Consider the following 22,053-nt stretch of genomic DNA (forward strand, 5'->3'; position numbering starts at 1 on the left):
GGAAAGAAAATCTGGCAGGCCAAGATGATCAACTGAATTTGACCTGACAGTCATGACCGCAAATCCGGTAACTGTCAGATCAAGTCTGAACTTCTACAAGGCGCGAGGCTTAGGACACCATTTACATGATGTTGTTCCATGACCAAAATAAGATCTGCCTCATTTATCTTGCCGGTCGTCAGCTGGGTGGAAATGTGCTCGGGCACGGCGTGGCCATGTTCTTCAAGAACAGCGGCGGCGGTGGCTTCGATGGGCTTGCTTTTTACGGCGCTCAGGCCTGCGGAGCTCACGACGATGTCGGAGGGCGCAAGGGCGACCCGCAGGAGGTGCTCGGCGGTAGGGCTGCGGCAAATATTGCCAATGCAGACAATCAAGATTCGTTTAAACAAGGCAGCTTCCTTTGTGCCATACATGCTCAGCCGGCGAGAGCACTTAACGAATCGTCACGACCAATACTCCCTGTCCAGGGAGTGGCTGTGCCTATCAATAAAGGCTGCCGGCATCTGTATGATGTGGCGATGGCCTGGGCGGGAGCACAGTTGCCCCTGCTTTATTACAGATAAAGGGTCGGTACGAAGTTGAACGGTCAAAATATTAACTGCGAACCGATTGCAATATCAACCTTTAAATCAGCAGATGATTTTATTTGAGCTATATAGGCGTATTTCAATCCCTATCGGTCGACAATAAATAACATTCTGGCCGTTTCCGACCAAAAATAACTCCGCTCAATGGCAGGTGTCTTGAGCCGCGCCCTGTGTTAGCGGGCGCTGCGCCGGGCCCTTGCCTGGGCCGTGTTCGGGCGGGGGGTGTGCGCAGGCCTGGGGTTACGGGCCTGAAGACGGGTGTTTTTTTGTGGCGGGTTGGTAGTGCTCCGGCGCTTTGGGCTGGGCTGTGGCGCAATAGTGGCATTGTGATATGCCTGTGTAAATAGTGTTTTTTAAGTTGTTGGGGGTGGTGTGTTGAGGCGGGTTGTAACTGTGGGTTGCAAGTTCTAAATATAAGGTTAGATGAATTTAATACCGGGTTAGTTGGTGCGTTAAGTTAGTGCATGTTTGCACTGTTGTACTTGGAGGTGCACCAGGATAGTGACTTTAAGGGGAGTTGTGGTCGCGTTGGGGGCGGGCGGTACGAGTCAGGGCAGTTGTGCGGGCGGTAAGCAGGCGCGGGGTTCTGTAGTCGCTGCCGAGGGACGAAGGCTGCGATCAAGGTTGTGGCGGAATTTGTGTGTTGTCGGGGGGTTGCGACCGCTGCGCGCTCGATCGCAGCCTCGCGTAGCTCGTCAACGACTACAGGTGTTGGTGGTGTTGGTGGTCGGTTTTGGGGGTTGGCCGCTTTTGGGGGGGTAGCTGTGCTGCCGTGTCGTCTGGTTTTACGGCTGCTGCGCAGCCGAACGCAGCCTCGTTCCTTCGGCAGCTGCTACGACGATGATGGGGGGATTGGCGTTTGATTTCAGGCTTTTCGTACGACGTTTCGCTTTCATTGTCGTGAAACATCCTAGAAAATCCAGTTCGCTTGCGCCTGCCATTTTCGGGGAATAGTCTCGGTCCATCGCTGCCTGTCAGCGGTCGGGTTTAGTAGCCCTGTTGTTTGTGTTTGGCGCAAGGCGCCACCTTTGCGAGGCGCTTTTTTACGGCCTGCGTTTTATGGTGGCCGTGCGCAGGGTGCTCTCGGGCACGCCGGTTCCCAAACACGCCGGTCTACTAACCTGTGCACGGCTGCCACCCACTCGTTTAGTAGCGATAAGTGGCAGCTCCCTTAACGTGTTTGGAGTTAAGCCATGAAGAAAATCACTCCCGATCCACCCGTTGCCCCTCTCGATGCTGCTGGCAGTAATGACCCGTTGCTGGATCGTGCCGCCACGGATCGCGCGCTCAATTATTACCTGCACGACCATAAGCCTGTTCGCCCTTTGGGCATGGCCATGTTGGCTATCCCGCATGGTGTCAATTCAGAAGCGGCCCTGGCCCAGGCGTCAGACTTGTTGCGCTGTGCGGGTGCCTGCGCGAATGAGGCGGGGAATGGTTTGTGCGGGCCTTCGCGCGATTTGGTGTTGGCGGTCATGCACCTGGTGGAGCTGGCCAAGGGGTATGTCGACAAGTCGCTGGATACGCTGGTAACGCACTGACAGCAGCACGCGCCTGATTGGCGGCAGGCGCGTTTACTGGGGCTTTTTGCAGGGGGTGCGTACGGGGGCCATCGCAGCCTTCGTTCCTCGTCAGCGACTACAGGTTTGGCGCCCGTCTGCTTGGCACCCGTCGGTAGGGTTTGCGCAAAAGCACAAGACTTGGCGCTCAAAAGCCGGATAATGACCGCCAATTATTTGTTCGGTTATTCTGGTAATCCCGCATGGAAATCAAGGTCAACTTTCTCGACAACCTCCGACTTGAAGCCAAGTTCGATGACTTCACTGTGGTTGCCGATCAGCCTATCCGCTACAAGGGCGACGGTTCGGCTCCTGGTCCGTTCGATTACTTTCTGGCTTCGTCGGCGCTGTGTGCGGCTTATTTTGTGAAGCTGTACTGCTCTACGCGCAATATTCCCACCGAGAATATTCGCCTGTCGCAAAACAATATTGTTGACCCGGAAAACCGCTACAACCAGATTTTCAAGATTCAGGTCGAGCTGCCGGCGGATATTTCCGAGAAGGACCGTCAGGGCATTCTGCGTTCCATCGACCGTTGCACCGTGAAGAAGGTGGTGCAGGCCGGGCCGGAGTTTGTGATTGAAGAGGTGGAAAACCTCGACGCCGATGCCCAGGCCCTGTTGATGCCTGCGTCCGGTGCTGAGGGCGGTACCTTTATTGCCGGCAAGGATTTGCCGCTGGAGCAGACCATTGCCAATATGTCCGCCATTCTGGCTGGCCTGGGCATGAAGATCGAAATCGCTTCGTGGCGCAATATCGTGCCCAATGTGTGGTCGCTGCATATCCGCGATGCACAGTCGCCGATGTGCTTTACCAATGGCAAGGGCGCGACCAAGGAGGGCGCGCTGGCGTCGGCTTTGGGCGAGTTTATCGAGCGGCTTAATTGCAACTTCTTCTATAACGATCAGTTCTGGGGCGATGAGATCGCCCATGCCGAGTTTGTGCATTACCCGGATGAGCGCTGGTTCAAGCCGGGGCGCAAGGATGAGTTGCCGGGCGAGATTCTTGACCCGTACTGCCTGAAGATTTACAACCGCGAAGGTGAGTTGCGCGGCTCTCATTTGATCGATACCAACTCGGGCAATGAAGCGCGCGGTATCTGCTCGCTGCCGTTTGTGCGGCAGTCGGATGGTGAGGTGGTGTATTTCCCCTCCAATCTGATCGAGAACCTGTTTCTGAGCAATGGCATGAGTGCGGGTAATACCCTGGCCGAAGCTCAGGTGCAGTGCCTGTCGGAGATTTTTGAGCGGGCGGTAAAACGGGAAATCATCGAGGGTGAGTTCGCCCTGCCGGATGTGCCGCAAGCGGTACTGGCAAGGTTCCCCGGCATTGTGGCCGGTATCCAGGCGCTGGAAGAGCAGGGCTTCCCGGTGCTGGTCAAGGATGCGTCATTGGGCGGTGAGTTCCCGGTGATGTGCGTGACCTTGATGAACCCGCGTACCGGCGGTGTGTTTGCCTCGTTCGGTGCCCACCCGAGCCTGGAAGTGGCGCTGGAGCGCAGCCTCACCGAGTTGCTGCAAGGGCGCAGTTTTGAAGGCTTGAACGATCTGCCGCAGCCGACCTTTGAAGGCCATGCGGTGACTGAGCCGAATAACTTCGTCGAGCACTTTATCGATTCGAGCGGTGTGGTGTCGTGGCGCTTTTTCAGTTCGAAATCCGATTACGAGTTTGTGGATTGGGATTTCACCAGCGAGGGTGAAAACGCCAATGCCGAGGAAGCCGCGACGCTGTTCGGTATTCTCGAAGGCATGGGCAAGCAGGTGTATATGGCGGTGTACGAGCATATCGGCGCCAAGGCCTGCCGTATTCTGGTGCCGGATTATTCGGAGATTTACCCGGCCGATGATCTGATCTGGGATAACACCAACAAGGCGCTGTTCTTCCGTGCCGATATCCTCAACTTGCATCGCCTGGATCTGCAGGAGTTGCAAGGGCTGGTTGAGCGGCTGGTGGAAAGCGAGCTGGATGATTACACCGATATCACCACGTTGATCGGCATCGAGTTTGATGACAATACCGCTTGGGGTCAGTTGACGATCCTGGAGTTGAAGCTGCTGATTTATCTTGCCCTTGAGCGGTATGAAGAGGCCAAAGAGGCGGTGGAGATGTTTCTGCAGTACAACGACAACACCGTGGAGCGTGGTTTGTTCTATCAGGCGGTAAATGCGGTGCTGGAGATGAAGCTGGATGAGGACCTTGAGCTGGAGGATTACGAGGTCAACTTCCGCCGTATGTTTGGTAATGAGCGGATGGATGCTGCCATCGGTTCGGTGAACAGTACTGTGCGTTTCCATGGTTTGACGCCGACCAGTATCAAGCTGGAAGGGCTGGACAAGCATCTGCGTTTGATCGAGAGCTATAAAAAGCTGCATGCGGCCCGGGCCCGGGCGGTGGGGCTGGCGGGTTAAGCCTTTGTTCTGATGCTGATGTGATGCTTCTGTGGGAGCGGGCTTGCTCGCGAAAGCATCACCGCGGTTTGCCTGACACACCGCAGCGCCTGCATCGCAGGCAAGCCAGCTCCCACAGGTTTTGTGGCGCACTTCACTGCTCACACAATTCGGACCTTGTCGGGCTGACTCCCACAGAGTATGTATGGGCCTTGCAATCTATCTGTAGAAAGCCATTACCCAGGCAGCGATATACAGCCCCAGGCCAAAGGTCAAATGGGTGGTCAGGCTTTTTTGCCGCGCTGCCCAGGGCTTGGCCGTATGTGCAGCTGCAATGCCCATGCCCCATGCCGGTTGCATCAGCAGCCAGGGGGCAGCCACGCTGATCAGGCCTGCAAGCAGGGCCGGGAGCAGGGTTGGCCGGGCCAGCCAGGCGCCGCCCGCACTGGCCACCAGCAGGGTCGCAAAGACCATGCCGGTGAGGTAATGCACTCCCCAACCGACCAGCCGCTCATGGCGGATGGGGCTGGCCGTGGCAATTGCGCTGTGTTTGAACCTGCCTTGCAGCATATGCCCCAGCCAGCGACCTACCAGCCGGTAATCCAGCGACGGGATGCCCGCCACGCGTTTTTTGAGATAGGCCACGGCGTCCATCAACAGGGTTGCGCCTGTGCCGATACAGGCCCCGTTAACCATGACTTCGACGATATTCATCGCAATTACCCCTTGCCTGGTGCGTGTCTGATTGCTTGAATCAGTGAGTGTGCAAGTTCAAGTCGACTTGAGGTCAAGCATGAAAGAGCTGGTGATCGGTGAAGTGGCACGGCGCTCGGGTGTCGCGGCGTCGACCTTGCGCTATTACGAAGACAAGGGGCTGATTCGCTCTGTGGGGCGGCGCGGCCTGAGCCGGGTGTTTCACGCTGATGTGCTGGACAAGCTGGCGCTGATTGCCCTGGCCCAGTCGTTGATGTTTTGCCTGGATGACATTGCTCCTATGGTGCAGGGCGATGGCCAGGCTGATCTGGACCGCACGCAGTTGCAGCACAAGGCCGATGAGCTGGACCGCATGATCGACAGGCTGAGTGCCGCCCGTGACGAACTTCGCCGTGCGGCGGTCTGCCCTGCGGTGCGTCACGGGGAGTGCGCGAGTTTTCAGAACCTGCTCAAAACCGCCGCAGGCAAAGGGGCTACCTTCAAGGATTTTACCCGCGGCGCAGATTGAGCGGCTGGCGTGGTGAAGGGCACATTTCGGTGCTTTACTGGATCTTTAAACGGGCACGAAACGCTGAGCAGGGATTCCAGCAGATCAGGCACATAAGCTGTCTTAACAGCGTCTTATTTGAGCGCTTTCCATGTCCAATACACCTGCCACACTGTTGATCGTTGACGATGATGTTGATGTGCGCGAATTGTTGGAGGCCCTGTTGCAGGAACAGGGGTACCGCACGCTGACGGCCGGTTCGGGCGAGCAGGCACTGGCCACGGTGGCGCAACAACCACCGGACCTGATCCTGCTCGACGCCATGATGCCGGGCACCGATGGCTATCAGGTGGCCCGCAGGCTCAAGGCCAATACCTCCACGGCCAATATCCCGATCATCATGCTGTCCGGTCAGGGCGAGCATAGCGCCCGTCTGTTGGGGCTGGAGGCGGGGGCCGAGGATTTCCTCCTGAAGCCGGTGGCCAGTGACGAGCTGTGGTTGCGGGTGCGCAATCTGTTGCGGCTCAAGGCGTTCGGTGATTATCAGGCCGTGCATACGATGATGCTGGAGCAGCAACTGCAAAAGCGCACCATCGACCTGGAGGGGTTTCGCACAGCGATGGGCACCGATGAGCGCCTGCTGAAGATGGCCAACTATGACCCGCTGACCGGTTTGCCCAATCGTGACCTGTTTTACACCACGCTGCAGATGGGCCTGACCCAGGCGGCGCTGCGGGGTTGGCAATTGGCTGTGGTGACGGTGGGGCTGAATGACTTCAAGAATATCAACCTGACCTGGGGCCATTTGATGGGTGATCAGGTGTTGGCCGAGTTCAGCCAGCGCCTGTCCAACTGCCTGAATGTCAGTGACACCCTGGGGCGCATGGACGGTGATGAGCTGGCGTTGATTTTGATGATCCGCAAGGGCCAGGCCGGGCCCCGGCAGATGGTTGACCGCATCCGCGAAGTGCTGCGCGAGCCGTTCAAGTTGCATGGTCATGACACGCCGATGACGGCCAGTTACGGCATTGCCCTGTACCCGGATGATGGTGCCGAGGCGCATCGCTTGATCAAGCATGCCAATACGGCCATGGGCCTGGCCAAGCAGGCGGGCAAGGATACCTATCGTTTTTACACGGCGCAGATGAACGTTGAAGTGCTGGCCCGCCAGGAGCTGGAAACCGCGTTGCGTGATGCGGTGCGCAAGCAGGCGTTCGAGGTGTATTACCAGCCGAAAATCAACCTCAAGGACGGTAGCATCAGTGGCGTAGAGGCCCTGTTGCGCTGGCACCGGCCGGGGCATACCGCGGTGTCGCCTGCGGTGTTTGTGCCGTTGCTGGAAAGCCTGGGGCTTATCTCAAGGGTTGGCCAGTGGGTGATTGACCGGGTCTGCAGCCAGATTGGCCAATGGCAAAAGGCGGGCTTGGGGGATGTGCAGGTGGCGGTGAATGTGTCGGCCCTGCAGATTTGTGAGGGGGACCTGGTGGATGATATCGAGCGTTCGCTCAAGGCTCATCAGCTTGATCCGCACTTGCTTGAGGTGGAGCTGACCGAAGGTTCGTTGATGGAGAACACCCCGCATACCGTGGCCAGCCTGCTGACGTTGCGGGATATCGGGGTGAAGATTTCCATTGATGACTTTGGCACCGGGTATTCGAGCCTGGCGTATTTGAGCCGTTTTCCCATCGACAAGTTGAAGATCGATATTGCCTTTATTCGCGAGGTGACCTTCAGCCCGCAGGATGCGGCGATTGCCCGGACCATTATCGAGTTGGCGCACAGCCTGGATTTGCAGGTGATTGCCGAGGGGGTGGAGACCCGTGAGCAGTTGGAGTTCTTGACCACGAATGGCTGTGACCAGGTGCAGGGTTATCTGTTTTGCCGGCCATTGCCGGCAGTGGAACTGGAGGGACTGTTGCGCGAGCCGCGCAGTTTTATCTGATTTTTACTTTATTGATCATGGCTTATCCAACACCTGAAGCTTGCAGGGAGTATGTGGGAGCGGGCTTGCTCGCGATGCAGGCGGTGAGGTTTGTCTGAAGCACCGCGGTGATGCCATCGCAGGCAAGCCTGCTCCCACAGGTTTTGTGGCACCCACAAAATTCAAGCTTGGCAGGTAACATTGTGGGAGCGGGCTTGCTCGCGATGCAGACGGCGCGGTCTGGCAGGCAAACCGCGTTACTGCCATCGCAGGCAAGCCTGCTCCCACAGGTTTTGTGGCAACCCACAAAATTCAAACTTGGCAGGGAACATTGTGGGAGCGAGCTTGCTCGCGATGCAGGCGGTGAGGTTTGTCTGAAGCACCGCGGTGATGCCATCGCAGGCAAGCCTGCTCCCACAGGTTTTGTGGCATCCACAAAATTCAAACTTGGCAGGTAACATTGTGGGAGCGAGCCTGCTCGCGATGCAGGCGGTGAGGTTAGCCTGAAGCACCGCAGTGATGCCATCGCAGGCAAGCCTGCTCCCACAGGTTTTGTGGCACCCACAAAATTCAAACTTGGCAGGTAACATTGTGGGAGCGAGCTTGCTCGCGATGCAGGCGGTGAGGTTTGCCTGAAGCACCGCGGTGATGCCATCGCAGGCAAGCCTGCTCCCACAGGTTTTGTGCTGCTCTCAAAATTCGGACCTTGCCTGGCTCATTATGTGGGAGCGAGCTTGCTCGCGATGCAGGTGGTGAGGTTTGTCTGAAGCACCGCGGTGATGCCATCGCAGGCAAGCCTGCTCCCACAAGTTTTGTGGCACCCACAAAATTCAAACTTGGCAGGGAACATTGTGGGAGCGGGCTTGCTCGCGATGGCATCACTGTGGTTTGCCTGACAGACCGCAGCACCAGTATCGCAGGCAAGCCCCACCGGTTTTGCACCGCCCACACAACCGAGTCTTGTAAGGTCAAATATGGCAGTAGCGTCGGCTACAACAACGCCAAAATCCGTCTGCCCAGCGCTTCAGCGCTGGCTTGCGAATCAATATTGGCAAACCCCAGCAGCAGCCCCGAAGGCTTTTCCCCCAGCTGGCTCCACTCGCTCAAGGCTTCTGCAAACAACCCGTCCTGCTGCATGCGCCGCACCAGTTCCACATCTGACTGTTGCCCGTCAAGGCGCAGGATCAGGTGCATGCCGCCCGGGTTGCTGTCGATGCTCACATGTTCACCCAGTACTTTTTGCAGCCCGTTCAGGGTCAACGCCCGGCGCTCGCTGTAGAGCTTGCGCATGCGCTGGATATGCCGGGCAAAGCGGCCCTCGCTCATAAAGGTCGCGACGATGGCCTGGCTCAGCTCCGGGCAACTGCTGCGAAGGTTCTCGCTGGCATATTCGAAGCGTTCAACCTGGGCCTGCGGTACCACCACATACGCCAGGCGCAGCCCCGGAAACAGCACTTTGCTGAAGGTGCCGCTGTAGAGCACCCGGCCATCTCGGTCCAGGCTTTTCAGGGCCGGCAGCGGGCGGCTGATATAGCGGTATTCGCCGTCGTAATCGTCTTCGATGATCCACGCCTGTTGCCGGTTGGCCCAGGCCAGCAGTTCCAGCCTGCGCGGCAATGATAGCGACACGCACAGCGGGCTTTGGTGAGCCGGGGTGACGACGGCTGCCTGTGCCTCAATATCCGTTGCAGGCACGTTTATGCCGCTCTGGTCGACGGGCAGGGCGAGGGTGTGGATCTGCAGATGCTCCAGCAGTTGCCGGGTTGGCGGGTAGCCGGGGTCTTCAATCACGACCCGATCGCCAGGTTTGAGCAGGGCATGGCTGACCAGCGCCAGGGTGTCGCGGTAGCCCGAGGTGATAAACACTTGCTCGGGCGTGCAACTGATACCACGGGAAACCTGCAGGTAGCTGGCAATGGCCGTGCGCAAGGATTGCAGGCCATAAGGCGATGGGTTGGCCAAGTCCTGCGGGCGGGTGCTGCGTACGCAGCGTGCGCCGATTTGCGCCCAGATCTTTTTCGGGAAGGCGTCCAGTGCCGGTACGCCCATCTGAAAAGGCAGGGTCTCGGGTTTGTGGCGGATGGCCGGGCTGGCCTGGGGGTTGCGCCGGGTCGCTGCCGGTTTCAGGGTGATGTCGGGCGCCACCAGGGTGCCCGCCTGGCCACGGGCTTGCAGGTAACCTTCCGAGGTCAGCAGCGAATACGCGGTGTCGATGGTGCCCCGGGCCAGCCCCAGTTCCTTGGCCAGTGCCCGCGCCGCCGGCACACGTTCACCCGGTTGCAGCAAACCATTGGCAATGGCCTCGCGAAAGCGCCAGTAGAGCTGGCGGTAGATGGGCTCGCTGGAGTCAGGGTCGAGGCTGGGGAAGTGCGGCACCGGGGTTTGCATGGTGTTCCTTGCTGATTATGGCCTGGTGTTAAAGGCAAATCATGGCCCTTTAGGGTAAGGCCAAGAAAACGCACTATGGCGGCACTCAAATAGCCAATGCAAGGCCACGTCATGACTCAGCGTATCGATTATTCCAAGGCATCACCCGAAGGCTACAAGGCCTTTGGCGGGGTGTATGTGTATCTGCAAGGCAGTGGACTGCCCAAGTTACTGATTGATCTGGTGTACCTGCGGGTGTCGCAGATCAACGGCTGCGCCTACTGCGTCGATATGCATTCGCGGGATCTGCTCAAGTCCGGTCTGGCCGTCGACAAGCTGGTGCTGGTGCCGCTGTGGCATGAAGCCGGGGCCTTGTTCAGCACCCGTGAGCAGGTGGCCCTGGCCTGGGCCGAAACGGTCACCCGGGTGGCCGAAACCGGCATCGCGGATGCGCAGTATCAGGCTGCAGCAGCAGAGTTCAGCGACAAGGAACTGGCGGACCTGACCTATGCCATCGGCCTGATGAATGCTTATAACCGCTTTGGTGTGGCCTTTCGCTTGAAACCGGCTGCTGCGGTGTAGCACTGCTGGCTTATACTTAAAGCACAATATGTAACATTACTCAAGACTAAATAATAATACGACTTGTAAGAATTAATTAAGGTCGAGCCCCTGATTGTTGATCCTGGTTCAGGGCCCTGAATCGCCTTTAAGGCGTTTTGAGGATGTCTTGCGATGACTGTCCCCCCGACTCCAGCCGCGCGTGTGACGGCCAGACAGATTCTTTGCTCTCTGTGCCTGTGCTCATCGGCGCTGGCCTTTGCCGAAAGCCGCTTGCCGGGCCAGGAAGCCCTGCGCATTCAGCAGCAACAATTACGAGCGCTGCAACACCTGAAACTGGAGCAGCGCCGGCGACAGTTGCAACGCAGCGCTAGCGGCAGCCGGGCTGCCGCGCCGTCGGAGCCTGCGCTGGGCGTGGCGGATGAGCACTGCTGGCCGCTGCAGGGTGTACGGGTTAGCGGGGTGACGTTATTCAGTGGCCTTGCGCTGGACGCGCAGATCAAGCCCTTTGTTGCCGCGTGCATGGGCATCGGCCAGATCAACCGGTTGCTGGCCGAGATTACCCGGGTGTATGTGCAGGCCGGTTATATCGCCAGTCGCCCGTACTTGAGCAGGGTGCCGTCCGCTGGCCGCACCCTGGATATTGAGGTCGATGAAGGTTATGTCGAAGCCATTGAGCTGACTGACCAGAGCCTGCCGCTGGCATTGCGCACAGCCTTCCCTGGCATGCTCGGCGCGCCGCTGAACCTGCGTGATCTGGAGCAGGGGCTGGAGCAGATCAACCGCCTGCGTTCGATGGATGTGACGGCCGATATCGTGCCCGGCAGCGAGCCGGGTGCTTCGCGGGTGATTCTTCGCAGCAGCGCCGCCGAGCCGCACTGGGGGTTGGGGTTGGCCGTGGATAACCTCGGCAGTTCTGCCACCGGGCGTGAGCGCAACGTGATCAGCCTGAGTCTGGACAGCCCGTTGCAACTCACCGATTCCCTGAGCCTGAGTTTTAGCGAAACCCTCAATCAAGGCCCCCGTTACAGCCGCAGCAACAGCCTGTTTTATTCCGTGCCTTATGGCTACTGGACCCTGAGTGCATTCGCCAGCCATATCGAGTACCGCGCGCCGCTCAAGCTCAGCACGGCAACGCTGTATGGCAGCGGCCGCACCGATCAGTTCAGCCTGCGCGCCGACCGTGTGCTGTGGCGCGATCAGAGCCATCAACTCAGTGGTCATGTGCAGTTGAGCCACAAGGATGTCGAAACTCGCCTGCAAAAAGCCCGGCTAGGTATCCAGAGCCCGACGCTGACGGTGGCCGAAGCGGGTTTCAACCTGTTCTGGCAGAACTCTGCCGTATGGAACCTGGATATCGCTTATGCCCAGGGCCTGACCTGGTTCGGCGCCGACCGCGACCGCGATCAGGTGCAGGGCCATCTGCCCAAGGCGCAGTTTCAGGCGTACCGCGCCAATCTTGTGCAATGGCGTAACGGCCAGTTCGCCGGGCAGGCGTGGCAGTGGCAAAGCCAATTGGCGCTGCAATACAGCCGCGACCCGTTACCCGCCATCGAGCAACTGCTGGGCACCGACGACTCGGCCGTGCGTGGCTATCGCGACAACAGCGCTGCCGGGGCCATCGGCGCGGTGTGGCGCAACACGCTGTACCTGCCAATGAGCAGCGACCTGCCGTTGAGGCTTACCCCGCGCCTGGGCCTGGACAGTGGCTGGATCAAGCCTGAGTACGCTGCCCCGAGCCAACGCCTGGGCGGTTTCAGTGTGGGGCTGAATCTGAGCTGGAAGCCCGTGCAGCTGGATCTCGATTACCAACGCAATCTCCATATTCCCAAGGGTTTTGGCCAGGAACCACAGGTCTGGCTGGCGCGCCTGAGCGTGCAGATATAACGCCTGCATTGGCCCGACATGCCCATGCAGCGTTACACCGGGCGATGTGTGTCGCCCAACAACTCACGCAAAGGAAAACTTTATGTCGATTCGTAAGCAACACTTTCAGCTGTCTCCCCAAGGCGCATTGCGACAGGCCATTGCCAGCCTGTTGCTGTTGCCGCCATTGGCCCTGGCCTCGGGCATTACCGGGGCCGACGGACCTGGCGGCACACCACAGTTGCACATTCAGGGCGGGGTGCCGGTGGTCGATATCGTTGCGCCCAACGGCGCTGGCCTGTCGCACAACCAGTTCCTGGATTACAACGTCGAGCGTCCGGGGGTGGTGTTGAATAACGCCGTGCAGGCCGGGCAATCGCAACTGGCCGGGCAACTGGCGGCCAATCCGCAGTTTCACAGCCAGGCGGCCAGTGTGATCCTCAATGAGGTGATCGGCCGTAAGGCGTCGTCGCTCAACGGCGCTCAGGAGGTGTTCGGGCGCCAGGCCGATTATGTGCTGGCCAACCCCAATGGCATCTCGGTCAATGGCGCCAGTTTTATCAATACGCCCAATGCCAGCCTGGTGGTGGGCCGCCCCGAGCTGGATAACGGCGCGCTGCTGGCTTTGCACACTGCTGCTGGCGGCCAGCTGAGTGTGCAGGAGCAGGGCCTGGATAACCGTGACGGTGTGATCAACCTGATCGCACCGCAGGTAGACAGCCAGGGGGCGATCAGTGCCCGTGACACCTTGAACCTGACGGTCGGAAGCAACCGCGTTGACGCTGGCAGTGGCCAGGTGAGCCCGGTGCATGGGCCTGCAAGCCCGGCTGGCGAGCGTATTGATGCCAACCTGTTCGGGGCCATGAAGGCCGGGCGGATCAATATTGTCAGCACTGCCGAGGGGGCAGGGGTACGCATGGGGGCGGTGCAGGTGGCGGGTACGGACGGGGTGAATATCCATTCTGCGGGTGATGTGCAGATCAGCGGCCAGATCCACGCCAACAGCCTGGACGCTACCCGTGCGCAGGTGTTGAGCAGCCGCGGTGATGTGACTCTGCAGGGCACCCGGGATGTGCGCCTGACGGGGGCGGATATCGTCGGCGGTAACGTCAAGCTCGATGCGGGGCGCAACCTGACCCTGGACAGCCTGCACAGCGAGGCGCTGCACGAGAAGCGCGATCAGTGGAAAAAGCAGGCGCTTTTTGTGACCTATGAAACCTATGACCGCACCACTACCGACCAGGACTCACGCCAGCACGGCAGCCGGGTTACCGCCCGGCAAGATGCTGCGCTGGCTGGCGGTGCGCGTACGCAGATAACGGCCAGCAACGTTGAGGCAGGTGATGGCCTGAGGATCAACAGTGGCGCTGATCTGCATCTGGCGGCCGCCAGCGAAAGCCATGCGACCCGGGATCAGGGCAGTCATCGCAAGCACTTGTGGAAGGAAAACTGGGATACCTCCACCCAGGAGCAGCGCACGGTCACCAGCAGCCTTAAGGCCGGCAAGGCGATCGAACTGGCCAGCGGCGCCACGCTGCAGTTGCAAGGTGCTGAACTGAAAACCCCGGGCGATATTCAGCTCAGCGCCAGGCAGGTCGATATCGCCAGTGTCAGCCGTAGCCAGAGCAACAGCGCCAAGCGTTACTCCGGCGATCTGGTGGGCGGCGGCTTCTTTGGTCAGCAGGGCGACGGTGAGTCGGACAAAATCCTGCACACGGGCAGTCAGGTCAATGCCGGTGACAAGCTGATGATCAAGGCCGACGCTGTGCATATCAGTGCCAGCCAGGTGCGCGGCGGCACTCAGGCCAGTGTGGTCAGCGACAGCGGTTCGCTGGTGATCGATGGTGTGCAAGACAGCTCCCGCGAGATCAGTCACAGCAAGAACAGCAAGTTCTTTGCGCTGATCAACGATGAAAGCCGCAAGGACCACAGCGCCCGCACGGTGGTGGGCAGTGACCTGCATTCGGACACTAACCTCAGCCTGCACAGCGCCCGGGACATTACCGTCAGTGGCTCCAAGGTTTCAGCGGCAGGTGAACATCGCGTGCACGCCAAGGGCGATATTCAGGTGCTCGCGGCGTCCAGCACGGCTCGGGACAGCACGGTTACCGATCACCGTGGTTTTACTGGCAACGCCCGCGAAACCGCTGCCGGCAGCCACGAGTACCGGCTCTATGGGGGGCTCCAGGACCAGCAGCAAACCCGCGTCACCGACAGCACCCTCCAGCAGGGCTCAAGCCTCAGCGGCGGCACGCTGGCCGTTACGGCGGGTGGCGATGTGCGGGTCAAGGGTTCGGAGCTGAAGGCGAGCGGGGGCGATGTGAATCTGCAGGGCAGAAATATTGATCTGCTGGCGACTCAGGACAGGATTGATACGACGACCCAAAACCTCACCAACAGTGGCGGCATCGTCTGGACTGCAAGCCTGGACAAGCTTGGCAGCGGCCTGGAGTATGTTCGCCAGAGCAGTGAGGATCGCAAGCACAAGGCTACGGCCAACACCAGCCAGGTGACTGCCAGCGGCAATGTGCGGGTACAGGCCGACAATGCCCTGGTGACTCAGGGCGCGAGGCTCGCGGCCGGTTCCGGGTTGCAGGTCAATGCCGGGTGGGTAGACAACCAGGCTGCGCATAATAGCGAGTCCAGCCAGCACACCGAGGGCAACTGGCAGGCCGGGGTGGGGGTGAGCGCCGAGATCAAGGGCATCAAAAATGCGGGCAAAACAGTGCTCGCTGGCCTGACCCAAGGCAAATTGCCCGAAGCCGGGGGCCATGGCATGGAACTGGCCAGCCTCGGGCTTGACGCGGGGTTGGCGTATAACAGCAAAAACCGCACCCAGCAGGACGATGCTGCACAAGTCAGTCAGTTCAGTGGGGACAGGGTGCAGGTCATGGTCAACGGTAAACTGCAGGATCAAGGCACGCATTACCGGGCGACTGGCGCAGGCTTGAACATCACTGCGGGCAGCCATGAGGCCCGTGCCGCACTCGATACTCACAGCCTCAGTGAGCAGGGCTGGGCGGTGGGGGGCGATTTGCGGGTGTACACCACCACCGGAGAAGATGTGAATGCCCGTGGCAACGTCTCGGGCAAGTTGCAGCGGGCTCAGGAAACCGCCAGCACCTCGCACGTGGGCCGGTATGAAGGGGCTCAAGGTGTGAGCCTCCAGACCCGGGGCGATGGCCGTTATCAAGGTGGGGTATTTGACGGTGGCGCGGGTGGCGTCAGTGTTGTGTCGGCCGGGCAGCTGGCGCTGAACCAGGCCGCTGACGCCCGCAGCCAGTCCGCCATGGGCCTGAGTGCCAAAGCTTCGTTAAAGCTGGAAACCGCTGGTGGCAACACGTTCAGCCCCGGGGGCAGCCTGAAGTTTGACGCCCCGCCGCGCAGCTCACACAGCAGTGACGCGCAACTTGTTACCTTGCGCGGTCAGGGCCAGCCCCGGCTCGAGGGGGCAACGGTGAGTGGGGATGTGCTGGTGGGGGAGATTAACTAAAACGCGAGGTGTGTAACGTGGGAGCGAGCCTGCTCGCGAAGGCATCACCGCGGTTTAACCGCGGTTTACCAGACAGACCGTGCCGTCTGCATCGCGAGCGGGCTCGCTCCCACACTAATCTCAGCAAAGTTTGAATTTTGTGGGTGCCACAGAACCACTGCACCCCCTGATTTAACCTATCATTACGCCTTTCCTATAGGTGATTGATGAATGAGCGATTCAAACCAGACCTTGCGCGCCGCCCTTGAAACCAGCGATATGCTGGTGATTGACGGGCTGCATGCCTGGGACTTTTCTCTGGATGATGTGCAGTTGCTCATCAAATGCATGGACGGTCGTGCCGAAAAACGCTGGAAGTTCAGCCTTGAACAGGTGGATGCCAGCGTTTTTGACGACACCCTGCAAAGCTGGACCCTCGTGGGCGACGCCGGTGAACACCGGCTGGTTTGCCTGAGTGCTTTGAGTGCAGAAAACGATGATGATGAAGCCGAGGTGGCTGATGAAGTTTAAAACCCTGCCGGCCCTGCTGGCGTTGAGCGTGGGCGCCGCACTGTCGGCCCAGGCCGCGACCAGCCCGGATGTTGAGTTGCTGGTCGGCTCCTACACCCAGGGCACCAGCCAGGGTATCTACCGTCTGCAGTTTGACAGTGACAAGGGGCATATCAGCCCTGAGCCGCTGCAAGTGTTCAAGGCCTCCAACCCGTCCTGGCTGACCTTGTCTGCCGATCAGCAGCGCCTGTTTGTGGTCAATGAAAACGGCCAGGGCCAGACCGATGTGGTGGGTCGCGCCAGCAGTGTGGCTATCGACCCGAAGAGCAATGAGCTAAGCCTGGTCAATCAGGTCAGCACCCTGGGTGAAGAGCCGACCCATTCCAGCCTCAGCCATGACGAGCGCTATCTGTTTGTCGCCAACTATGGCGTGCATGCCGATCCGGGCGGTAGCCTGGCGGTGTTGCCGATCAATGCCCGGGGGCAATTGCAGCCCGTGACGCAGATGAGCAGCCACCCGGCCAGCCGGGTCAATCCTGAGCGGCAGATGTCCGCCCATGTGCATTCGGTGGTGTCCTCGCCTGATGGCAAGTTTGTTTACGCCAGTGATCTGGGGGCGGACAAGGTGTTTGTCTACCGCTACGACCCCGCCGCTAATCCTGAGCATCCGCTGGTGGCGGCCGAGCCTGCCTTTATTGAGTTACCGGCAGGTAGCGGACCGCGTCATCTGCTGTTTTCCAAAGACGGCAAGCATGCCTACCTGACCACTGAAATGAGTGCCCAGGTGTTTGTGTTCGACTATGCCGATGGCCAGCTCAAGCAGCGTCAAGCGGTGGATCTGGCGCATGGTTTGCCGGCAGAAAAGCGTGCGGCGGGTGCTTTGCATGCTTCGCCAGACGGCAAGTTTTTGTACGTCAGCAACCGTGGCAAGGCCAATGAAATCCTGGTGTTCGCGATCAACCCGGCCAACGGTGAGTTGACTGAGATCCAGCGTCGCTCGGTGGATGGCGATCACCCGCGCGAGTTTGCCTTGAGCCCCAACGGCAAGTTCCTGTTGATTGCCAACCAGATGAGCAATGCCATTGTGGTGCTGGAGCGCGACAGCAAAACCGGCAAGCTGGGCAAGACCGTGCAAAGCCTGAAAATGGACGCGCCGTCTGACCTGAAGTTTATCAACCGCCCGTAATCATGGGCGTGCAGCCTTGTATCAATGGCGCTGATAGACGCTAGTGCTGCAATGAATTTCTGCCCGCTGACCCTTGGCGTTAAGTTGGTTTCACGGCCTGAAAAGGCAAGCAAGCCAACTGAATCGTCGAGGGTTAGTGCCATGAATTTCAATCTTTTCTCGGTAATCGCAGCTTCCGCCATCTCCGCCACCGTGGCCTTGCCGGCCAGTGCCAGCACTGTGGTCAGCGACAAGAAATCCACGGCTTATACCCAGAAGTACCTGCAGCAGAGTGCCAATTTCTATGCGGCGCTGGATCATAAGGCTCGGTCCTGAGCACAAAGTTGTTTACTTAAGTGATTTCTGCCTCTGTGGGAGCGGGTGTGGGAGCGGGCTTGCTCGCGATGGGATCAATACGGTTTGCCTGACAGACCGCAGCGTCTGCATCGCAGGCAAGCCAGCTCCCACAGTTTTTGTGGCACCCACAAAATTCAAACTTGGCAGGGAACATTGTGGGAGCGAGCTTGCTCGCGATGGCATCACCGCGGTTCGCCTGACAGACCGCAGCGTTGGCATCGCAGGCAAGCCTGCTCCCACAGGTTTTGTGCTGCTAACAGAATTCGGACCTTGCCGGGCTCATTATGTGGGAGCGAGCCTGCTCGCGATGGCATCACTGCGGTTCGCCTGACAGACCGCAGCGTTGGCATCGCAGGCAAGCCTGCTCCCACAATTTTTTGTGGCACCTGCAAAACTCAAACTTGGCAGGGAACATTGTGGGAGCGAGCTTGCTCGCCATGGCATCACTGCGGTTCGCCAGACAGACCGCAGCGCCTGCATCGCAGGCAAGCCTGCTCCCACAGTTTTTGTGGCTCCCACAAAATTCAAACTTGGCTGGGAACATTGTGGGAGCGAGCCTGCTCGCGATGGCATCACTGCGGTTCGCCAGACTGACCGCAGCGTTGGCATCGCAGGCAAGCCTGCTCCCACAGCTTTTGTGGCACCCACAAAATTCAAACCTGGCAGGGAACATTGTGGGAGCGAGCTTGCTCGCGATGGCATCACTGAGGTTCGCCAGACAGACCGCAGCGTCTGCATCGCAGGCAAGCCTGCTCCCACAGTTTTTGTGGCACCCACAAAATTCAAACATGGCAGGGAACATTGTGGGAGCGGGCTTGCTCGCGATGGCATCCCTGTGGTTCGCCTGACAGACCGCAGCGTCTGCATCGCAGGCAAGCCAGCTCCCACAGTTTTTGTGGCACCCACAAAATTCAAACATGGCAGGGAACATTGTGGGAGCGAGCTTGCTCGCGATGGCATCACTGCGGTTCGCCTGACAGACCGCTTGCATCGCAGGCAAGCCAGCTCCCACAGGTGCTGCTATTTGCAGGACCATTGTGGGAGTGTTGTGCTTTAGAGCCCTACCGTATCCAGCAACTTCGCTGTCGCTCCATCTGCCGGGCCGACCATGGCGTAGTTGTAGCCTGGGCCGGACCAGTACTGTGCCTGTAAATCCCCGTCCTGGCGGTTGCCCCTTGGCAACAAGCTGTTTTGCGGGCCCGGCGGGCGGATATAGAAGCTGATTTGCCGGCCTTGCCGGTCCTCGTAAAGCACCATCGCCGCACCGCCCTGGTCGGTGGTGAGCAATCGGCAACTGACCGGTTTAAAGCCTGCACTGGTCAAATCCGGCAGGCGCTCGGCGTGGCTGAAATAACGGTCAATCCAGCCTTGCATCTCGCTGCTTTGCCCGACTTTATAGTCGGCGGGCAAAAATCCCTGTTCGGCAAACATGCGATGGGCCGCCAGTGCGTCGCTCATGGGCAGGCTGCTGGATTGTGTTATTTGCCGGGCCTGCCAGCCACCCACGCCACCCACGCTCACGGCTATCAACAACACCGCAGCACTGGCCCAATGGCGGCGGGATTGCTGACGCTGGCGCTGGCGTATGGCGCCCGGGTCGAGGGCCGGGTTGGCGGCTTGCCGCAAGTCGTGCTGCAACGCGGTACGCAGATTTTGCGCGTCGCGCTGCCAGGCCTCGACCTGTGCTGCGATTGGCGGGTTGGCTTGCAGATAGAGTTCAATCGCATGGCGCTCGGCATCGCTGAGCGCATGATCAACGTAAGCATGCAGATCGCGCTCACTGGGTGGCAGGGTGATCATTTGAGTCTCCGCAGGGCAGGGCGGGTGATTTCGCCCTCGCTGAGTTGGCGCAAGGCATTGCGCGCCCGGGACAGGCGCGACATCACGGTGCCGATCGGCACGTCGAGGATTTCGGCGACTTCCTTGTAGCTCAAGCCTTCGACCGACACCCACAGCAGCAGGGCACGCTGTTCGGTGTTCAGTTGCTCGAAGGCTTCGAGGGTCGATTGGGCGAGCACGGTGCGTTCGGTGGATGGCTGGGCGTCGTCGCGGCCGGTAAAAAATTCGAGCATGCGCGCATAACGCCGGGAGCGCCGGTGGTTATCGACAAACTGGCGATACAGGATGGTGAACAGCCAGGCCCGCAAATCGCCCTCGGGGCGCTTGTCGGCAACGCTGCCCAGGGCCCGTTCCAGACAGTTCTGTACCAGATCGTCGGCATTGCTGGCATGACGGGTCAGCGACAAGGCGAAGCGTCGCAGGCGCGGTATCAGTTCGCGCAGTTGCTCATCGAATGCGGTCATGGTGGGGCCAATTGACGGGGTGGGTGCAATAAAGACGCTTATGAATAGACCTTATTCCCTGGGTTGTGCAAAAAAATTAATTCGCGGGCGGCGGGAATAGACCTTGGTGGCCTGCGTCTTATAGGCCATCCACCTGACGGTCCTGTGGCCCCGGAGTTTTTTTATGGTCGATCAATTGCCGCCTGTGCGGCCTGCCAAACCACCGTTGCGCCCTGCCAGTGTGATGCTGCGCCTGGCGGGGATCGGTGGGGTGGTGGCGGTTTTGCTTGGCGGGTTTTATTACGTCAATGGCACCCTGGATTCTCAGCGTTTGAGTCCGAAAAAATTGGTAAACGCACTGGAGCACAACAACGGCTTACACCCGGGTTACCGGCGCAATCATGCCAAGGGTATGTGTGTGGTGGGTTACTTTCAGGGTAGCGGCGATGCGCAGGGGCTATCCACCGCGCAGGTATTCGGCACCGGGCGTACCCCGGTGGTCGGGCGCCTGGCCTTGCCCAGCGGCAACCCCTATGCGCCTGACAGCAGCGTACCGATCCGCAGTTTTGCCCTGCGCTTTACCCAGGCCAATGGACAGCAATGGCGCACGGGGATGAACAGCATGCCGGTGTTCCCGGTGGGCACGCCTGAGGCGTTTTATCAGATGCTGCAAGCCGGTGCGCCAGAAGCGGCCACGGGCAAGCCTGCGCCCGGGGCCATGCCCGCATTTTTTGCGGCGCATCCTGAAACAGCGCCTTTTTTGCAGTGGGTAAAAACTGCCAAACCGTCGGCCAGTTATGCCACTGAGAGCTACAACGGGATCAATGCGTTTTATCTGGTCAACGATGGCGGGCAACGTCAGGCAGTGCGCTGGGGTGTGGTGCCGCTGGGGCAGGATGCGCCGGGTGCTACGGCGCCCAATGATGCCGACTATCTGGAGCAGGACCTGGACAAGCGTCTGGCGGCCGGTCCTTTGAAATGGCAGTTCAACCTGACCCTGGCCGAGGCGGGTGATCCGACCCAGGATGCCAGCAAGGCCTGGCCAGCAGGGCGCAAGGTGGTTAATGCGGGCACTTTGGTGCTGGAGAAGGCTGAGGCGCAGAACGCTGGCGAATGCCGCGATATCAATTACGACCCGCTGATTTTGCCCAGTGGTATAGAGGGCTCGGATGACCCGTTGCTGGCGGCGCGTTCGGCGGCCTATGCCAGCTCTTATGTGCGACGTACCAGCGAAGTTGACCAGCTACCCAAGGAGCCACGGCCATGAGTTCACCTGTCTCGCACTTTGCCCCGCTGGCGCGTCTGCTGCATTGGCTGATGGCGCTGATGATTATTGCCATGCTGTTTATTGGCGCGGGCATGGCGGCTTCGGTGTCGCAGCGCCATGAATGGCTGCTGAATTTGCACAAACCGTTGGGGATTGCCATTTTGCTGTTGGTGGTGGTGCGTTTGTTTGTGCGTTTTGCTACCCGGCAACCGCCGTTGCCTGCGGATTTACCTGCGGTGCAGGTGCTGGCGGCGAAGCTGTCGCACGTGTTGCTGTATGCCCTGATGTTTGTTTTGCCGCTGGTGGGCTGGGCGATGATTTCGGCAGCAGGGGATCCGGTGATGCTGGGCAGCTCTTTGCAGTTGCCGGGGATTTTGCCGGCTAACCCTGGCACTTTCGCGTTTTTGCGCAAGGCGCATACGTTTCTTGCGTATTTGCTGTTTTTTACCGTGCTGGCGCATCTGGCAGCGGCGCTGTTGCATGGCTGGGTACGCCGGGACGGGGTGCTGGAGAGCATGCTGCGGGGCAAATAGGGCTTTGGATCAAAAGCC

The 22,053-nt window shown here is 59.5% G+C and carries 16 protein-coding genes and 1 pseudogene; 12 read left to right on the top strand and 5 right to left on the bottom strand.

All coding sequences use genetic code 11. The annotated features are described in order from the left end of the window. Window positions 1-98: 98 nt before the first annotated feature. Window positions 99-389, bottom strand: a pseudogene (locus ACZRMH_RS23775) (arsenate reductase/protein-tyrosine-phosphatase family protein); the annotation flags it as partial. 1,391 nt (window positions 390-1,780) lie between these two features. Between ACZRMH_RS23775 and ACZRMH_RS23780 the strand changes: the two are divergent. Both ACZRMH_RS23780 and ACZRMH_RS23785 read left to right on the top strand, forming a co-directional pair. After that, entirely contained in the window at window positions 1,781-2,128 is a 348-nt protein-coding gene (locus tag ACZRMH_RS23780; RefSeq protein WP_464015551.1) for a DUF6124 family protein, read from the top strand. Window positions 2,129-2,349: 221 nt separating this feature from the next. After that, window positions 2,350-4,554, top strand: a complete 2,205-nt coding sequence (locus ACZRMH_RS23785) for an OsmC domain/YcaO domain-containing protein (protein ID WP_464015552.1) — start codon at window positions 2,350-2,352, stop codon at window positions 4,552-4,554. A gap of 198 nt (window positions 4,555-4,752) precedes the next feature. Here ACZRMH_RS23785 and ACZRMH_RS23790 read toward each other — a convergent pair whose 3' ends face one another. Next, a complete protein-coding gene (locus ACZRMH_RS23790) occupies window positions 4,753-5,247 on the bottom strand; it encodes a DUF2938 domain-containing protein (protein ID WP_464015553.1) in 495 nt (164 codons plus the stop codon). Between the two features lie 79 nt (window positions 5,248-5,326). Between ACZRMH_RS23790 and ACZRMH_RS23795 the strand changes: the two genes are divergently transcribed. Both ACZRMH_RS23795 and ACZRMH_RS23800 read left to right on the top strand, forming a co-directional pair. Further along, entirely contained in the window at window positions 5,327-5,755 is a 429-nt protein-coding gene (locus ACZRMH_RS23795; RefSeq protein WP_464015554.1) for a helix-turn-helix domain-containing protein, read from the top strand. A 130-nt stretch (window positions 5,756-5,885) separates the two neighbouring features. After that, complete coding sequence (locus tag ACZRMH_RS23800; RefSeq protein WP_464015555.1) at window positions 5,886-7,676, top strand: putative bifunctional diguanylate cyclase/phosphodiesterase; 1,791 nt, start codon at window positions 5,886-5,888, stop codon at window positions 7,674-7,676. 969 nt (window positions 7,677-8,645) lie between these two features. On the opposite strand, the gene pdxR is transcribed toward ACZRMH_RS23800, so the two are convergent. Further along, the gene (pdxR, locus tag ACZRMH_RS23805) at window positions 8,646-10,043 is read right to left on the bottom strand and encodes a MocR-like pyridoxine biosynthesis transcription factor PdxR (protein WP_464015556.1); all 1,398 of its coding nucleotides are present in this window, start codon (window positions 10,041-10,043) and stop codon (window positions 8,646-8,648) included. Between the two features lie 111 nt (window positions 10,044-10,154). On the opposite strand from pdxR, the gene ACZRMH_RS23810 reads away from it, so the two are divergent. The 6 genes from ACZRMH_RS23810 (at window position 10,155) to ACZRMH_RS23835 (ending at window position 17,932) form a co-directional block, all read left to right on the top strand. Then, on the top strand, window positions 10,155-10,604 hold the full coding sequence (locus ACZRMH_RS23810) for a carboxymuconolactone decarboxylase family protein (RefSeq protein ID WP_464015557.1): 450 nt from the start codon (window positions 10,155-10,157) through the stop codon (window positions 10,602-10,604). A gap of 153 nt (window positions 10,605-10,757) precedes the next feature. Next, window positions 10,758-12,470: a ShlB/FhaC/HecB family hemolysin secretion/activation protein gene (locus ACZRMH_RS23815; RefSeq protein ID WP_464015558.1), complete on the top strand. Its 1,713-nt coding sequence runs from the start codon at window positions 10,758-10,760 to the stop codon at window positions 12,468-12,470. Window positions 12,471-12,552: 82 nt separating this feature from the next. After that, window positions 12,553-15,942, top strand: coding sequence for a hemagglutinin repeat-containing protein (locus ACZRMH_RS23820; protein WP_464015559.1), 3,390 nt, complete (start codon window positions 12,553-12,555; stop codon window positions 15,940-15,942). A gap of 210 nt (window positions 15,943-16,152) precedes the next feature. Continuing rightward, window positions 16,153-16,452 carry a DUF5629 family protein gene (locus tag ACZRMH_RS23825; protein WP_464015560.1) on the top strand — a complete coding sequence of 100 codons (300 nt, stop codon included), beginning with the start codon at window positions 16,153-16,155 and terminating at the stop codon, window positions 16,450-16,452. After that, window positions 16,442-17,617 (top strand): lactonase family protein, encoded by a 1,176-nt coding sequence (locus ACZRMH_RS23830; RefSeq protein ID WP_464015561.1) that lies wholly within the window; start codon window positions 16,442-16,444, stop codon window positions 17,615-17,617. The genes ACZRMH_RS23825 and ACZRMH_RS23830 overlap by 11 nt, the downstream gene beginning before the upstream one ends. A 141-nt stretch (window positions 17,618-17,758) precedes the next feature. Beyond that, on the top strand, window positions 17,759-17,932 hold the full coding sequence (locus ACZRMH_RS23835) for a hypothetical protein (protein WP_464015562.1): 174 nt from the start codon (window positions 17,759-17,761) through the stop codon (window positions 17,930-17,932). Window positions 17,933-19,006: 1,074 nt separating this feature from the next. On the opposite strand, the gene ACZRMH_RS23840 is transcribed toward ACZRMH_RS23835, so the two are convergent. Further along, on the bottom strand, window positions 19,007-19,753 hold the full coding sequence (locus tag ACZRMH_RS23840) for an anti-sigma factor family protein (RefSeq protein ID WP_464015563.1): 747 nt from the start codon (window positions 19,751-19,753) through the stop codon (window positions 19,007-19,009). Continuing rightward, on the bottom strand, window positions 19,750-20,256 hold the full coding sequence (locus ACZRMH_RS23845) for a sigma-70 family RNA polymerase sigma factor (RefSeq protein ID WP_464015564.1): 507 nt from the start codon (window positions 20,254-20,256) through the stop codon (window positions 19,750-19,752). The genes ACZRMH_RS23840 and ACZRMH_RS23845 overlap by 4 nt, the downstream gene beginning before the upstream one ends. Before the next feature lie 163 nt (window positions 20,257-20,419). Between ACZRMH_RS23845 and ACZRMH_RS23850 the strand changes: the two genes are divergently transcribed. Continuing rightward, window positions 20,420-21,502, top strand: a complete 1,083-nt coding sequence (locus ACZRMH_RS23850) for a catalase family peroxidase (RefSeq protein ID WP_464015565.1) — start codon at window positions 20,420-20,422, stop codon at window positions 21,500-21,502. Further along, a complete protein-coding gene (locus tag ACZRMH_RS23855) occupies window positions 21,499-22,035 on the top strand; it encodes a cytochrome b (RefSeq protein ID WP_464015566.1) in 537 nt (178 codons plus the stop codon). Before ACZRMH_RS23850 ends, ACZRMH_RS23855 begins: the two co-directional genes overlap by 4 nt. Window positions 22,036-22,053 lie beyond the last annotated feature (18 nt).

The sequence above is a fragment of the Pseudomonas sp. B414 genome (assembly GCF_055408445.1).